Origin of the sequence: Cellulosimicrobium sp. CpK407 (assembly GCF_051844275.1) — a bacterium.
In the GTDB taxonomy this organism is placed as follows: domain Bacteria; phylum Actinomycetota; class Actinomycetes; order Actinomycetales; family Cellulomonadaceae; genus Cellulosimicrobium; species Cellulosimicrobium cellulans_G.
Window position 1 is genome coordinate 1 of the sequence record NZ_JBGNYC010000040.1, and the last position, 15,501, is coordinate 15,501.

Annotated in this window: 15 protein-coding genes; 6 read left to right on the top strand and 9 right to left on the bottom strand. The window is 72.8% G+C overall.

Annotated elements, in window-relative coordinates; genetic code table 11:
* From ABWU78_RS15650 to ABWU78_RS15665, 4 genes are all read right to left on the bottom strand, one after another.
* Positions 1 to 206: segregation/condensation protein A (locus ABWU78_RS15650; RefSeq protein WP_439158902.1), on the bottom strand; the 206-nt coding region annotated here is incomplete at its 3' end.
* On the bottom strand, positions 190 to 1,053 hold the full coding sequence (locus ABWU78_RS15655) for a ParA family protein (protein WP_253050717.1): 864 nt from the start codon (positions 1,051 to 1,053) through the stop codon (positions 190 to 192). The genes ABWU78_RS15650 and ABWU78_RS15655, both read right to left, overlap by 17 nt.
* A 235-nt stretch (positions 1,054 to 1,288) precedes the next feature.
* Positions 1,289 to 2,242, bottom strand: coding sequence for a site-specific tyrosine recombinase XerD (gene xerD, locus ABWU78_RS15660; protein ID WP_253049648.1), 954 nt, complete (start codon positions 2,240 to 2,242; stop codon positions 1,289 to 1,291).
* A 30-nt stretch (positions 2,243 to 2,272) separates the two neighbouring features.
* Positions 2,273 to 3,301, bottom strand: coding sequence for a heme o synthase (locus ABWU78_RS15665; RefSeq protein ID WP_439158903.1), 1,029 nt, complete (start codon positions 3,299 to 3,301; stop codon positions 2,273 to 2,275).
* A gap of 354 nt (positions 3,302 to 3,655) precedes the next feature.
* Here ABWU78_RS15665 and tkt point away from each other — a divergent pair, with 354 nt between their 5' ends.
* From tkt to ABWU78_RS15695, 6 genes are all read left to right on the top strand, one after another.
* Complete coding sequence (tkt, locus tag ABWU78_RS15670) at positions 3,656 to 5,818, top strand: transketolase (protein WP_439158904.1); 2,163 nt, start codon at positions 3,656 to 3,658, stop codon at positions 5,816 to 5,818.
* 115 nt (positions 5,819 to 5,933) lie between these two features.
* Positions 5,934 to 7,073, top strand: a complete 1,140-nt coding sequence (gene tal, locus ABWU78_RS15675) for a transaldolase (protein ID WP_253049652.1) — start codon at positions 5,934 to 5,936, stop codon at positions 7,071 to 7,073.
* Positions 7,074 to 7,218: 145 nt separating this feature from the next.
* Positions 7,219 to 8,760, top strand: a complete 1,542-nt coding sequence (zwf, locus tag ABWU78_RS15680; RefSeq protein WP_253049653.1) for a glucose-6-phosphate dehydrogenase — start codon at positions 7,219 to 7,221, stop codon at positions 8,758 to 8,760.
* Between the two features lie 112 nt (positions 8,761 to 8,872).
* Complete coding sequence (gene opcA / locus ABWU78_RS15685; protein WP_353709213.1) at positions 8,873 to 9,790, top strand: glucose-6-phosphate dehydrogenase assembly protein OpcA; 918 nt, start codon at positions 8,873 to 8,875, stop codon at positions 9,788 to 9,790.
* Positions 9,787 to 10,575, top strand: coding sequence for a 6-phosphogluconolactonase (gene pgl, locus ABWU78_RS15690; protein WP_353709212.1), 789 nt, complete (start codon positions 9,787 to 9,789; stop codon positions 10,573 to 10,575). The genes opcA and pgl overlap by 4 nt, the downstream gene beginning before the upstream one ends.
* Positions 10,572 to 11,258 (top strand): O-methyltransferase, encoded by a 687-nt coding sequence (locus ABWU78_RS15695; protein WP_353709211.1) that lies wholly within the window; start codon positions 10,572 to 10,574, stop codon positions 11,256 to 11,258. Before pgl ends, ABWU78_RS15695 begins: the two co-directional genes overlap by 4 nt.
* 57 nt (positions 11,259 to 11,315) lie before the next feature.
* On the opposite strand, the gene ABWU78_RS15700 is transcribed toward ABWU78_RS15695, so the two are convergent.
* From ABWU78_RS15700 to gap, 5 genes are all read right to left on the bottom strand, one after another.
* On the bottom strand, positions 11,316 to 11,663 hold the full coding sequence (locus ABWU78_RS15700; RefSeq protein ID WP_047232819.1) for an RNA polymerase-binding protein RbpA: 348 nt from the start codon (positions 11,661 to 11,663) through the stop codon (positions 11,316 to 11,318).
* Positions 11,664 to 11,791: 128 nt separating this feature from the next.
* The gene (gene secG / locus ABWU78_RS15705; protein ID WP_253049657.1) at positions 11,792 to 12,034 is read right to left on the bottom strand and encodes a preprotein translocase subunit SecG; all 243 of its coding nucleotides are present in this window, start codon (positions 12,032 to 12,034) and stop codon (positions 11,792 to 11,794) included.
* A gap of 207 nt (positions 12,035 to 12,241) precedes the next feature.
* Positions 12,242 to 13,015, bottom strand: a complete 774-nt coding sequence (tpiA, locus tag ABWU78_RS15710; protein WP_439158913.1) for a triose-phosphate isomerase — start codon at positions 13,013 to 13,015, stop codon at positions 12,242 to 12,244.
* A gap of 108 nt (positions 13,016 to 13,123) precedes the next feature.
* The gene (locus ABWU78_RS15715; RefSeq protein WP_353709209.1) at positions 13,124 to 14,323 is read right to left on the bottom strand and encodes a phosphoglycerate kinase; all 1,200 of its coding nucleotides are present in this window, start codon (positions 14,321 to 14,323) and stop codon (positions 13,124 to 13,126) included.
* Between the two features lie 157 nt (positions 14,324 to 14,480).
* Positions 14,481 to 15,485 carry a type I glyceraldehyde-3-phosphate dehydrogenase gene (gene gap / locus ABWU78_RS15720; RefSeq protein WP_021481805.1) on the bottom strand — a complete coding sequence of 335 codons (1,005 nt, stop codon included), beginning with the start codon at positions 15,483 to 15,485 and terminating at the stop codon, positions 14,481 to 14,483.
* Between the last annotated feature and the right edge of the window lie 16 nt (positions 15,486 to 15,501).

Below are 15,501 nucleotides of genomic sequence, written 5' to 3' on the forward strand. Positions count from 1 at the left end.
CCGGCGGCGCGCGCGGCGGCGGCCGCGCGCTCGGCGTCGCGGATGTAGGCGATGAAGTCGTCCGTCACGCGCGCGAGCGCGACCTCGGTGATGTCGAGCTTGTGCTTGGTGATGAGCGACAGCAGCAGGTCGAACGGGCCGCTGAAGTTGTCGAGGCGGACCTCGAACCCTCGACGCGCCGGCTCGGTCTCAGGCGGCGTCGCCACGGGCGACCAGCTCCCGGGCGAGCTGCCGGTACGCGACGGCGCCGGGGTGGGTCGGCGCGTAGACGGTGATGGGCTCGGCCGCGACGGACGCGTCGGGGAACTTCACCGTGCGTCCGATGACGGTCTGGAGCAGCTTGTCGCCGAACGCCTCGTGCACGCGCGCCACGACCTCGCGCGAGTGGAGCGTGCGCGAGTCGAACATCGTCGCGAGGATCCCGTCGATCTCCAGACGCGGGTTGAGCCGGTCGCGCACCTTCTCGATCGTCTCGACGAGCAGCGCCACGCCGCGCAGCGCGAAGAACTCGCACTCGAGCGGGATGAGGACGCCGTGCGCGGCGGTGAGCGCGTTGACCGTGAGCAGGCCGAGCGAGGGCTGGCAGTCCACGAGGATGACGTCGTAGTCGTCGACGACGGGCCGCAGCACGCGCGACAGGACGGACTCGCGCGCCACCTCGCCGACGAGCTGGACCTCGGCGGCCGACAGGTCGATGTTCGCGGGCAGGAGGTCGAGGTTCTCGACGTCCGTCGGGACGAGCACGTCGTGGATGTCCGCGCCCCGCTCCATGAGCAGGTTGTAGACCGTGCGGTCGAGCTCGTGCGGGTTGACGCCGAGCCCGACGGACGCCGCCCCCTGCGGGTCGAAGTCGACGAGCAGGACCTTGCGGCCGTACTCGGCGAGCGTCGCACCGAGGTTGATGGTCGTCGTCGTCTTGCCGACGCCGCCCTTCTGGTTGCACATCGCGATGATGCGTCCGGGGCCGTGCGCCGCGAGCGGCGCGGGGACCGGGAACTCGGGCAGGGGCCGGCCGACCACGTCGGTGGGCGCCTCGGCGGAGTCGTGGCTCACGCCGTTCGTGGCGTGGTCGACGACGGGTGCGTCGTCGCGCTCGGCGGAGGTCACGGGGGCGGCCGGACGGACGGCGTCGCCGTGCGAGCTCTGCGCGCCGCGCGTCTCGGGCTGGGTCTCGGCCTGGCTGCTCACGTCCGCCACGGTATCGCAGGACCTCGCCGCCGCTCGTGCGCACGCGCCCGCGCGCCGCGTTCCCGGCGACGGGCCTCCGGACGACGGGCGAGCGCCCCGGTCAGCCGAGCGCGCGGGGGTGCGCGGCGGCGTACACCTCGCGCAGCGTGTCCGGGGTGACGAGCGTGTAGATCTGGGTCGTCGTCACCGACGCGTGCCCGAGGAGCTCCTGGACGACGCGCACGTCGGCGCCGCCCGCGAGCAGATGGGTCGCGAACGAGTGCCGCAGCGTGTGCGGCGAGATCCGCTCCGGGTGGTCGATCCCCGCGCGCTCGGCCGCGGTGCGCAGCACGGCCCACGCGCTCTGCCGCGACAGGCGCGCCCCGCGCGTGTTGAGGAAGACGGCGGGTGTCCCCCGGCCCTGCGCGGCCAGCCCCGCACGCCCGCGCACCAGGTACGCGTCGAGCGCGCGCCGCGCGAACGAGCCGACGGGGACCACGCGCTCCTTGCCGCCCTTCCCGAGCAGGCGGACCGCACCGGTCCCGAGGTCGAGGTCGTCGACGTCGAGGCTCACGGCCTCGGAGATGCGGGCGCCGGTCGAGTAGACGAGCTCGAGCAGCGCGCGGTCGCGCAGGGGCCCGGGGCCGTCGCCGACGCCCGCGGCGTCGAGGATGCGCGCGACCTCGTCGGTCGAGATCGCCTTGGGCAGCCGCTTCCCCTGCGCGGGCGGGCGCACGTCGGCGGACGCGTCCGCGTCCGCCAGGCCCTCCGCCGCGCAGAAGCGGTGCCAGCCCCGCACGGCAGCCACGGACCGCGCCGTGGACGACGGCGAGAGGCTCGCCCCGCCGTCGGCCCCGGTGCGCAGCGCGGTGACGTACGCGGCGACGTCGTCCGCCTCGACCTCACGGACGGCGTGGTTGCCCCGGGAGGCGAGGAACGCGACGTAGCGCGCGAGGTCGCGCCGGTAGGCGGCGACGGTGTTCGCGGACAGGCCCCGCTCGACGGCGAGGTGCGCGAGGTACTCGCGCGCGGCACGGTCCAGCGCCTCGGGCACGTGCGCCTCGCCGGAGCCCATCGTCCTACCGTCCTCCCGGCACGGCCGGGCTCACAGGGGGAGGAAGACGTCGACCGCGACCGCCACGAAGAGCAGGGTGAGGTACGTGATCGACGCGTGGAAGACCTTCATCTCCCCGACCTTGCCGCCCTTCCCGTCGGCCTTCTCCCGGGCGCGGCGCAGCATCGTCACGCACGAGGACAGGAACCAGACCCCGAGGACGGTGGCGACGACGCCGTAGACCCAGGTCATGCCGGCGAGCGGCCACAGCGCGAGCGACGAGGCGACCATGGCGACGCCGTAGACGATCATCTCGCGCGCGACCCTGCGGTCGTCCGCGACGACCGGGAGCATCGGCACGCCGGCGTTGGCGTAGTCGCGCTTGAACTTCATGGACAGCGGCCAGTAGTGCGGCGGCGTCCAGAAGAAGATGACGAGGAACAGGGCGAGCGCCGCCCAGCTCAGCGAGCCCGTGACGGCGGACCACCCGATGAGCACCGGCATGCAGCCCGCGATGCCGCCCCAGACGATGTTCTGCGGCGTGCGGCGCTTGAGGATCATCGTGTAGCCGACGACGTAGATCGCGATCGCCGCGAACGTGAGCCACGCCGAGACGACGTTGACCAGGAGCGCGAACCAGACGAGCGACACGACGCCGAGGACGGTCGCGAACACGAGCGCGGCCCGCGGCGTCACCTCGCCCGTGACGAGCGGTCGCCGCTTGGTGCGGTTCATGACCTCGTCGATGTCGCGGTCGAGATAGCAGTTGTAGACGTTCGCCGAGGCCGCCGCGAGCGTCCCGCCCACGAGCGTCGCGAGGATCAGCCCGATGCCCGGCAGCCCGCCCTGGGCCAGGATCATCGTCGGGACCGTGGTCACGAGGAGGAGCTCGATGATGCGCGGCTTGGTCAGCGCGACGTAGGCACCGAGGCGCTCGCGCAGGGCGAGGGTCGCACGCGCGGCCTCGGCCGTCGGGTCGACGGAGGTCGCGGGGCTCGTCGGCGAGGACGGCTGCTGGGTCGACGCGGCGCCAGACGGGCTTCCGGTCCCGTCGATCGGTGCCTGGCTCGTGGTGTGCACGCGCTTCGGTGTTCCGTTCTGAGGTGGGGGGCGAGCTGGGGACGGACCGCCGGTCGTCCTCGCTCATCGTACGGCCCCGCCCGCGCCGGGGCCGACCGGACGGGCCGGGCGATTGTGTGACATCCGACCGAAATCCAGCACGTGGGCACCGCCCGGGCGCGAACGGCGTCCGCGTATAGGCTGGACCTGCAACCGTCCCGCGTCGGACCGCTCGTCGAGACCTGTGGCCCGCGGACGACGTGACCGGCACCGGGCCGCCCCGCCACCTGAGGCGTGAGGCCGGGAAATGTTCAACGGTTGTTTCGAGTTGTCGCGAGGATCCGGGGCGCGCGCTCCGGACGGGAATGAGGTTCGGTGAACGCGTTGTCCCCTGCTCACACGCCCCTGGACTGGACGGACCTGGACGACCGGGCCGTCAAGACGATCAAGGCGCTCGCCGCCGACGCGGTGGAGAAGGTGGGCAACGGCCACCCCGGCACCGCGATCTCGCTGGCCCCGGCCGCCTACCTCCTGTTCCAGAAGGTCATGCGCCACGACCCGTCGGACGACCGCTGGGTCGGCCGCGACCGGTTCGTGCTCTCGGCGGGCCACTCGTCGCTCACGATCTACCTCCAGCTCTTCCTCGCCGGGTACGGCCTGGAGATGGCGGACATCGAGGCCCTGCGCACGTGGGGCTCCAAGACCCCCGGCCACCCCGAGTACAAGCACACCAAGGGCGTCGAGATCACGACCGGCCCGCTCGGCCAGGGCCTCGCGTCCTCCGTCGGCATGGCCTTCGCGGCCCGCCGCGAGCGCGGTCTGCTGGACCCGTCGACCGCCCCGGGCGAGTCGCCGTTCGACCACCACGTGTACGTCATCGCGTCCGACGGCGACCTGCAGGAGGGCGTGACGAGCGAGGCGTCCTCGCTGGCCGGCCACCAGCAGCTCGGCAACCTCGTCGTCATCTGGGACGACAACAAGATCTCCATCGAGGACGACACGGACATCGCGTTCACCGAGGACGTCCTCGCGCGCTACGCGGCGTACGGCTGGCACACCCAGCGCGTCGACTGGACCAACGGCGGCACCGGCTACGCGGAGGACGTCGACACGCTGCACGCCGCGATCGAGGCCGCCAAGGCCGAGACCGGCAAGCCGTCGATCATCGCGCTGCGCACGATCATCGGCTACCCGTCGCCGACCAAGCAGAACACCGGCGGCATCCACGGCTCGGCCATGGGCGCGGACGAGATCAAGGGCCTCAAGATCGAGCTCGGCCTCGACCCCGAGGCGAGCTTCGCGATCGACGACGAGGTGCTCGCGTACACGCGCGCCGTCGGCGAGCGCCAGGGCGACGCGCGCGCCGCCTGGGAGACCGCCTTCGCCGCGTGGAAGACCGCGAACCCCTCGGGCGCCGAGCTCCTCGACCGGCTCGAGAAGCGCGAGCTGCCCGCGGGCTGGGAGGACGCGCTCCCCACGTTCGAGGCGGGCAAGGCCGTCGCGACGCGATCCGCGTCGGGCAAGGTCCTCACCGCGCTCAAGGACGTGCTCCCCGAGCTGTGGGGCGGCTCGGCCGACCTCGCCGGCTCCAACAACACGACCATGGACGGCGAACCGTCGTTCGTGCCCGTCGAGCACGCGACCAAGAAGTTCCCCGGCCACGAGTACGGGCGCACGCTGCACTTCGGCATCCGTGAGCACGCCATGGGCGCGATCCTCAACGGCATCGTCCTGCACGGCGGCACGCGCGCCTACGGCGGCACCTTCCTCCAGTTCAGCGACTACATGCGTCCCGCGGTGCGGCTCGCCGCGCTCATGGAGATCCCGACGACGTTCGTGTGGACGCACGACTCGATCGGCCTGGGCGAGGACGGCCCGACGCACCAGCCCGTCGAGCACCTCGCCGCGCTGCGCGCCATCCCGGGCCTCGACGTCGTCCGCCCGGCCGACGCCAACGAGACCTCGTGGGCCTGGCGCACGATCCTGGAGAACACCGAGCGCCCGGCGGGCATCATCCTCACGCGTCAGAACGTCCCGACGTTCCCGCGCGGCACCGAGGGCTACGCCGACGCCTCGGGCACCGCCCGCGGCGGCTACGTGCTGCTCGACACCGAGGGCACGCCCGACGTCATCCTCATCGGCACCGGCTCCGAGGTGCAGCTCGCCGTCGAGGCGCGCGAGATCCTCGCGGGCGAGGGCGTGCAGGCGCGCGTCGTCTCCCTCCCGAGCCGCGAGTGGTTCGACGGTCAGGACGCCGCCTACCGCGAGTCCGTCCTGCCGGCCGCCGTCCGCGCGCGCGTGTCCGTCGAGGCGGGCGTGGCGCAGGGCTGGCGCGAGCTCGTCGGCGACGCCGGCCGCTCCGTGAGCCTCGAGCACTACGGCGCCTCGGCCGACTACCAGGTGCTGTACCGCGAGTTCGGCATCACGTCCGAGGCCGTCGCCTCGGCGGCGCGCGAGTCGATCGCGGCGGCGCGCGGCGACGACGCCCCGGGCGCCGCGCCGACGCCGTCGGAGGGCGGCACTGGCGACCAGCGCTGACCCTTCGTAGATTCCGAGGTGGGGCCGTGCGCGGCCCCACCTCGGGCTGCCCCGGGGTGTCACGCACGGCCCGGGGCGCACGCCCGCAGCGAGAGCACCACCGAGAGGAAGTCCGATGACGCAGTCCCCCACCGTCCCCGGCCCCATCGAGCAGCTCACGGGAGCGGGCGTGTCGATCTGGCTCGACGACCTCTCCCGAGAACGGCTGCGCACCGGCAACCTCGCCGACCTCGTGGCGACGCGCGGCGTCGTCGGGGTGACCACGAACCCCACGATCTTCGCGGCGGCGCTCGCGAAGGGCGACGCCTACGACGCCCAGCTCGCCGAGCTCGCGCCCGCCGGCACGGACGACGCGGCGGTCGAGGCCGCCGTCGAGCGGATCACGACGGACGACGTGCGCGCCGCCGCGGACCTGCTGCGCCCCGTGTACGACGCGACCGACGGCGTCGACGGGCGCGTGTCGATCGAGGTCGACCCGCGCCTCGCGCACGACGCCGACAAGACGGTCGTCACGGCCGAGCGCCTGTGGGCCACCATCGACCGGCCCAACGTCTACATCAAGATCCCCGCGACGGTCGCCGGCCTCGACGCGATCTCCCGCACGCTCGCGCAGGGCATCAGCGTCAACGTGACGCTCATCTTCTCGCTCGCGCGCTACCGCGCCGTCATGGACGCGTTCGCGATCGGGCTCGAGCAGGCGCGCGCGGACGGCATCGACCTCGCGCCCGTCGGCTCGGTCGCGTCCTTCTTCGTCTCCCGCGTCGACACCGCGGTGGACGCCGCGCTCGAAAAGGTCGGCACCCCGGAGGCGCTCGACCTGCGCGGCCAGGCCGCGATCGCCAACGCCCGGCTCGCGTTCGAGGCCTACGAGGAGTTCCGCCAGACGGACCGCTGGCGCTCGCTCGCCGCGTCCGGCGCGCACCCGCAGCGCCCGCTGTGGGCCTCGACCGGCGTGAAGAACCCGGAGTACCGCGACACCATGTACGTCGACGAGCTCGTCACGGACGGGATCGTCAACACCATGCCCGAGGCGACGCTGCAGGCGTTCGCCGACCACGGCGTCGTGACGGGCGACACGGTCACCGGCACGGCGTCCGCCTCCCGCCGCACCCTGGAGACGGTCGAGTCCTTCGGCGTCTCGCTCGTCGAGGTCACCGACCGCCTCGAGGAGGAGGGCGTGCGCAAGTTCGAGGACAGCTGGACCGACCTCCTCGCCACGACGCGCGACGGCCTGCGCGACGCCGCCGGCTCCTGACCCGTCGACGCGTGGCCGCCCCGACGGGCACGCGTCCGACCAGCGGGAACGACGGCGCGCCCGTCCGGGCCGCCCGTATCATCCCGCACACGCCTCAGTCCTTCTGCAGTCCTCCCGACCCCTCGAAACGGAACGGTGCCACCAGGTGAGACCGGCCAAGATCACGCCAGAGCACAACCCGCTGCGCGACCCCCTCGACCTGCGCCTGCCCCGGATCGCGGGCCCCTGCGGGCTCGTCATCTTCGGCGTCACGGGCGACCTCGCCCGCAAGAAGCTCATGCCCGCGGTGTACGACCTGGCCAACCGCGGCCTGCTCCCCCCGGGCTTCGCGCTCACGGGCTTCGCGCGCCGCGACTGGGCGGACCAGGACTTCGCGCAGGTGGTGCACGACGCCGTCAAGGAGCACGCGCGCACGCCGTTCCGCGAGGCCACCTGGCGCCAGCTCTCCGAGGGCATCCGGTTCGTCCAGGGGTCGTTCGACGACGACCAGGCGTTCGAGCGCCTGCGCGAGACGGTCGAGACGCTCGACGCCGAGCGCGGCACGGGCGGCAACCACGCCTTCTACCTCTCCGTGCCGCCGAGCGCGTTCCCGGTCGTGTGCCGCCAGCTCGCCGAGTCCGGGCTGTCGCGCTCGCAGGAGGACGCGTGGCGCCGTGTCGTCATCGAGAAGCCGTTCGGGCACGACCTCCAGAGCGCACGCGAGCTGGACGCCGTCGTGTCGGAGGTCTTCCCGCCCGACTCGGTGTTCCGCATCGACCACTACCTCGGCAAGGAGACGGTCCAGAACCTCCTCGCCCTGCGGTTCGCCAACCAGATGTTCGAGCCGATCTGGAACGCGAACTACGTGGACCACGTGCAGATCACCATGGCCGAGGACATCGGCATCGGCGGTCGCGCGGGCTACTACGACGGGATCGGCGCCGCGCGCGACGTCATCCAGAACCACCTGCTCCAGCTCCTCGCGCTCGTCGCGATGGAGGAGCCGGTGTCGTTCGACGCCCCGTCGCTGCGCGCCGAGAAGATCAAGGCGCTCTCGGCCGTGCGCCTGCCGCGCGAGCTGTCGAAGCACACCGCGCGCGGCCAGTACGCCGCCGGGTGGCAGGGCGGCGAGGAGGTCATCGGCTTCCTCGACGAGGACGGCATCCCCGCGGACTCGACGACCGAGACGTACGCCGCGATCCGCGTGGACATCGACAACCGCCGCTGGGCGGGCGTCCCGTTCTACCTGCGCACGGGCAAGCGCCTCGGGCGCCGCGTGACCGAGGTCGCGGTCGTGTTCAAGAAGGCCCCGCATCTGCCGTTCGAGACCTCGCAGGCCTCCGACCTCGGCAACAACGCCCTCGTCATCCGCGTCCAGCCCGACGAGGGCGTGACGATGCGGTTCGGCGCGAAGGTCCCGGGCACCGCCATGGAGGTCCGCGACGTCACGATGGACTTCGGGTACGGGCACGCGTTCACCGAGTCCTCCCCCGAGGCCTACGAGCGGCTCATCCTCGACGTCCTCCTCGGCGACCCGCCGCTCTTCCCGACGCGCGAGGAGGTCGAGCTCTCGTGGAAGATCCTCGACCCGATCACCGCGCACTGGGCCGCCAAGGGCACGCCCGACCAGTACCGGTCCGGCACGTGGGGGCCCGAGTCGGCCGACACGATGCTCGCGCGGGACGGCCGCTCGTGGCGGCGCCCGTGACGGCCGCCGTCCCCGCGCCGGCCCCGCGGAGCGCGGCGCCCCTGAGAGAGACCCCCCGACCCCGTCGTGCGCCGCAGGGCCGCACGACCTCCCGACCGGCGAGGACCCCGCGATGATCATCGACCTGCCCGACACGACGACGAACGCGGTGAACAAGCGCCTCGTGCGGCTGCGCGACGAGGGCGGCGCGATCGCGCTCGGCCGCGTCCTCACGCTCGTCGTCATCGCGCGCGAGTCCGACGTCGAGACGTCGATCGAGGCGGCGAACGACGCGAGCCGCGAGCACCCGTGCCGCGTCATCGTCGTCGCGCCCTCCGGTCGGAGCACCGTCCCGCACCTCGACGCCCAGATCCGCGTGGGCGGCGACGCCGGCGCGTCCGAGGTCGTCGTGCTGCGGACCGCGGGCCCGCTGCTCGAGCACGCCGACACGCTCGTCATGCCGCTCCTGCTCCCCGACGCGCCGATCGTGGTGTGGTGGCCGGGCCAGCCGCCCGCGTCGGTCGACGACGACCCCGTCGGCGCGATGGCTCAGCGCCGGATCACCGACTCGATCACGTCGAAGGACCCCGAGGCGACGCTCGCGCAGCTCGCGACGTCGTACGGCCCCGGGGACTCCGACCTGGCGTGGGCCCGCGTCACGCTGTGGCGCGGGCTCATCGCCGCCGCACTCGACCAGCCGCCGTACGAGCCGGTGACGAACGTCCTGGTCGAGGGGCAGGCGAAGCACACCTCGCTCGACCTGCTCGCGGCGTGGCTCGGCTCTCGGCTGCGCTGCCCCTCGCAGGTCGTGCGCCGTCGCGGCGCCGAGGCGATCACGCGCGTCACGCTCGAGCGCAAGAGCGGGCCGATCATCCTCGACCGCCCGGACGGGCGCATCGTGACGATCAGCCAGCCGGGCAAGCCCGACCGCCGCGTCGCGCTGCCGATCCGGACGCTGAGCGAGGCCCTCATCGAGGAGCTGCGCCGCCTCGACCCGGACGAGATCTACGGCGAGGTGCTCACCAAGGGGCTGCAGAAGGTGGGCGCGTGACCGCCACCCGGCCCGGGGACGCGCACGCGTCCCACGGGCGCCTCGTGGTCGTGCACCCCGACGCCGGCGTCCTCGCCGAGGCCGTCGCGTCGCGGCTCGTGACGCGCCTGCTCGACGTGCAGTCGGTGCGCAGCCCGGTGCACGTCGTGCTCACCGGCGGCACCGTCGGCATCGCGAGCCTCGCGGCGCTCGAGCGCCACCCGGCCCGCGACGCCGTCGACTGGTCGGGCGTTCACCTGTGGTGGGGCGACGAGCGCTTCCTGCCCGCCGGGGACCCGGATCGCAATGAGACGCAGGCACGCGACGCGCTGCTCGCCCACCTGCCCCAGCTCCCGGCCGGGAACGTGCACCCGATGCCCGCGGCGGACGTCGCAGCGACCCCCGAGGAGTCGGCCACGGCCTACGCGGCGACGCTCGCCGCGTACGCCCCGGACGGCGCCGAGGTGCCCGCGTTCGACGTGCTCCTGCTCGGGATGGGACCCGACGGCCACGTCGCGTCGCTCTTCCCCGGGCACCCGGGGCTCGACGTGACGGGCGTCCCGACCGCCGGCGTCCACGGTTCGCCGAAGCCGCCGCCGGAGCGCGTGACGCTGACCTTCGAGGCCATCGCGCGAGCCCGTCAGGTGTGGGTGGTCGCCGCGGGTGCGGAGAAGGCACCGGCCGTCGCGTCGGCGCTCGGCGGGGCCCCGGCGTCCGAGACCCCGGCGGCTGCGGTCACGGGCACCGAGCGCACGCTGTGGCTCGTCGACGCCGCGGCGGCGGGCACGCGGGACGCCGACCGATGACGACCGGCGGCGAGCACGTGGACCCCGCGGTCACGTGGGACGCGGTCGACGCGTACTTCGGTCCGCTCGTGGGCGAGGACGACGTGCTCGCCGCCGCCGGCGCGAGGGCGCGCGCTGCGGGCCTCCCGGAGATCCAGGTCTCCCCCGCGCAGGGGCGGTTCCTGCAGCTTCTCGCGCTCGCGTCCGGCGCGCGCCGGGTGCTGGAGGTCGGGACGCTCGGCGGCTACTCGACGATCTGGCTCGCCCGCGCGCTGCCGCCCGACGGCGCGCTCGTCACGTGCGAGATCGATGCCGCGCACGTCGCGGTCGCGCGGGAGTCCCTGGCCGAGGCCGGTCTCGCGAGGATCGTCGACGTCGTGCACGGCCCGGCCGCGGACACGCTGCGGGGCCTCGTCGATGAGGGCGTCGAGCCGTTCGACCTCGTGTTCGTCGACGCCGACAAGCCGTCGAACCCCGTCTACCTCGACCTCGCGCTCCGGCTGTCCCGCCCCGGCACGCTGATCGTCGTGGACAACACCGTCCGTGGCGGCGCCGTCGCCGACGCGGAGAGCACCGACCCGAACGTGCTCGGGGTGCGGGAGATGGTCGAGCGCGTCGTCGCGGACCCTAGGCTCGACGCCACCGCCCTGCAGACGGTGGGGTCGAAGGGCTACGACGGGTTCGTCCTGGCGCGCGTGCGCTGAGGCGCACCGGCTCTGCGCACGGGCCGAGCCGGTCCCGACCCGAGCTCGACGGACCGGTCAGCGGCCGCGGCGAGCACGCAGCGCAGCGAGCGCCTCGTCGAGGATCGCGACGCCGTCCTCGTCGCTCCGGCGCTCCTTCACGTACGCGAGGTGCGTCTTGTAGGGCTCGTTGCGCGACGGCGTCGGCGGGTTCTCGCGGTCCTGCCCGGCCGGGAACCCACAGCGGGGGCAGTCCCAGGTCTCGGGCGCCTCGATCTCCGCCTCCGAGGAGAAGCTCGGGCGCGTCTCGTGGCCGTTCGCGCACCAGTAGGAGACCCAGAAGCGCGGCGCGATCTCGCCGCGCTCGGACTCCCCGAGCGGCCCCGCCCCGACGCGCGACCCGCGGATCGCGTTACCACCTGCCACGTGCTCTCCCCCGTCCGTGCCGTCGTCGGCACTCGATCCTGCCCGTACCGCGCCGTCCGGCGCGGCTGCCCCCCTGCCGGCTCCTCGAGCCCGTTCGATCCCGCGGCGCCCTCACGAGGCGCCGCAGGTCAGCTCACCTTCTGGAGGAGCCCCAGGAGCACGATGACGACCGTCCAGACGAGGGCGAACGACACGGTGATCCGGTTGAGGTTGCGCTCGGCGACGCCGGAGCTGCCCACCGAGCTCGAGATCCCGCCGCCGAACATGTCGGAGAGGCCGCCGCCCTTGCCCTTGTGCATGAGCACGAGCAGGGTGAGGAAGCCGCTGGTGAGGACCAGCAGGATCTGGAGGATGATGCGCAGCACGTCCACGAGTACGTCCTTGAGGCTCAGGGCCGTCCCGACCGATGTCGAGCGCGACCGCACGGTTGTCGTGCGCAGGCGTGACCTGCTGCACAGGGGACAAGAGTAGGCGACGCGGGGCCGCTGCGGCCAACCCCGGCCGGCGGCGTCTCACGCCAGGGGCCGACGGCCCCGGGATCCGCTCCCGGGGCCGTCGGTGCGAGGGTCTCGCAGAGGTCAGGCGCCGGTCGCGTGCGACTGGTAGCGCACGATCTTGGCGAACTCCTCGGGGTCGAGGCTCGCGCCGCCGACGAGCGCGCCGTCGACGTCGGGCTGCGCCATGATCGCGGCGACGTTGGACGACTTCACCGAGCCGCCGTACAGGATGCGCGTCGCGTTCGCGAGGTCGGCGTCGTACAGGTCGCCCAGGGCGCCGCGGATGGCACCGCAGACCTCCTGCGCGTCCTCGGGCGTCGCGACCTCGCCCGTGCCGATGGCCCAGACGGGCTCGTACGCGATGACGAGCGTGGCGAGCTGCGCGGCGGGGATGCCCGCGAGGGCGCCCTCGACCTGAGCCAGCGTGTAGGAGATCTGCTCGCCGGCCTTGCGCACGTCCAGGCCCTCGCCCACGCACAGGATCGGGGCGACGCCCTGACCCACGGCGGCGACGATCTTCTCGTTGACCTGGGCGTCCGTCTCGCCGTGGTACTGCCGGCGCTCCGAGTGGCCGATCGCGACGTAGCTCGCGCCGAGCTTGGCGAGCATCGTCGCCGAGATCTCGCCCGTGTAGGCGCCCTCCAGGTGCGCGGACACGTCCTGCGCGCCGTACTTCAGCTCGAGCTTGTCCGCGTCGACGAGCGTCTGCACCGACCGGAGGTCGGTGAAGGGCGGCAGCACGGCCACCTCGACGGCCGCGTAGTCGTGCTTCGCGTCCTTGAGCGTCCACGCGAGCTTCTGCACGGTGTGCGTCGCCTGGTGGTGGTCCAGGTTCATCTTCCAGTTGCCCGCCATGAGCGGGGTACGGCTGTTCGCCACGGTCCTTCTTCTCTCTGTGGGGGTCGCACCGCCCGCGCGCACGGCGTGCCGCGGGCGGTGCGTGAGGTGGGTTCGGGAGGGCGCTCAGCCCTCGAGGACGGAGATCCCCGGGAGGTCCTTGCCCTCGAGGAACTCGAGGCTCGCGCCGCCACCGGTCGAGATGTGGCTGAAGCCCGCCTCGTCGAAGCCGAGGATCCGGACCGCGGCGGCCGAGTCTCCGCCGCCGACGATCGTGAACGCGCCGTTGGCCGTCGCGTCGACCAGGGCCTGGGCCACGGCGCGCGTCCCGCCCGAGAACGCCTCGAACTCGAACACGCCGGCGGGGCCGTTCCACACGACCGTCTTCGCGTCGACAATCTTGCTCGCGAAGAGCTGCGCCGACTCGGGGCCGATGTCGAGACCGATCTTGTCGGCCGGGATCGCGTCCGCCGCGACGACCTCGTGCGGGGAGTCCGCGGCGAACGCGTCGGCCACCACGATGTCCGTCGGCAGGACGATCTCGACGCCGTTCTTCTCCGCGTCCGCGAGGTAGCCCTTGACCGTGTCGATCTGGTCCTCCTCGAGGAGGGACTTGCCGACGCCGTAGCCCTTCGCCGCGAGGAACGTGAACACCATGCCGCCGCCGATGAGCAGACGGTCCGCCTTGGTGAGCAGGTTCGCGATGACGCCGAGCTTGTCCGAGACCTTGGAGCCGCCGAGCACGACCGCGTACGGGCGGGCCGGGTCCTCCGTCGCCTTGCGCAGCGAGTCGACCTCCTTGAGGACGAGCTCGCCCACCGCGGACGGGAGCACCTGCGCGACGTCGTAGACCGACGCCTGCTTGCGGTGCACGACGCCGAAGCCGTCGGAGACGAACACGTCCGCGAGCTGCGCGAGGTCCTGAGCGAGCGCCTGGCGCTCCGCGTCGTCCTTCGACGTCTCGCGCGGGTCGAACCGGATGTTCTCGAGCAGCGCGACCTCGCCGTCGCCGAGCGCGGCGACCGTCTCGCGCGCCGAGTCGCCGACGACGTCCTGCGCCAGGTGCACCGGCACGCCGAGCAGCTCGCCCAGGCGGGCCGCGACGGGCGCGAGGGAGTACTTCGGGTCCGGCTCGCCCTTGGGGCGGCCGAGGTGCGCGGTGACGATCACCTTCGCGCCCGCGTCCGTCAGCTTCTTGAGCGTCGGGAGCGCGGCGCGGATGCGCCCGTCGTCCGTGATGGTCGTCCCGTCGAGCGGGACGTTGAAGTCGGAGCGGACGAGGACGCGCTTGCCGCGCAGGTCGCCCAGGGAGTCGATGGTCAACATGTGGTCTCCTACGGTTCTGTCGCCGTCGTGCGGGGCGCCTGCCTGCAGCCGGCCAGGCCCGCACATGAGGACGTCCGCGTGCACGTCACCGGGCGGTGCCGGGACGCGCACGCGGACGCATGGTGCTACGCAGGGATGTGCTGCGTCAGCAGGTGGCTCAGAGCTTCTCGCCGACCAGGGCGGTCAGCGCGACGAGGCTGTTCGAGTAGCCCCACTCGTTGTCGTACCAGGAGACGACCTTGACCTGGTCGCCGATCACCTTCGTGAGCTTCGAGTCGAAGATGCTCTGGTGCGGGTTGGTGACGATGTCGCTCGACACGATCTCGTCGTCGACGTACTCGAGGATGCCCTTGAGCGGGCCCTCGGCCGCCGCCTTGAGCGCAGCGTTGACCTCGTCCACCGTGACCTCGCGCGAGGCGGTGAAGGTGAGGTCCGTCGCCGAGCCCGTGATGACCGGGACGCGCAGCGCGTAGCCGTCCAGCTTGCCCTTGAGCTCGGGCAGGACGAGCGACACGGCCTTGGCCGCACCCGTCGAGGTCGGGACGATGTTCTGCGCGGCGGCGCGGGCGCGACGCAGGTCGCGGTGCGGGCCGTCCTGGAGGTTCTGGTCACCCGTGTAGGCGTGGATCGTGGTCATGAGACCACGCTCGATGCCGATCGAGTCGTTGAGCGCCTTGGCCAGCGGGGCGAGGCAGTTCGTGGTGCACGACGCGTTCGAGATGATGTGGTGCGCGGCCGGGTCGTACTGGTCCGAGTTCACGCCCATGACGAACGTGGCGTCCTCGTTCTTGGCCGGGGCCGAGATGATGACCTTCTTGGCGCCGGCGTCGATGTGCGCCTTCGCCTTGGTCGCGTCGGTGAAGAAGCCGGTCGACTCGATGACGATGTCGGCGCCGAGCTCGCCCCAGGGGAGGTTCGCGGGGTCGCGCTCCGCGAGCGCACGGATCTTCTTGCCGTCGACGATGATGTTGTCGTCGTCGAAGTCCACGCTCAGCGGGAAACGGCCGAGGACCGTGTCGTACTTGAGCAGGTGCGCGAGCGTCTTGTTGTCCGTGAGGTCGTTGACGCCCACGATCTCGATGTCGGCGCCCGACTCGACGATGGCGCGGTAGAAGTTCCGTCCGATACGACCGAAGCCGTTGATACCGACGCGGATGGTCACAATGCCCTCCTCAGGG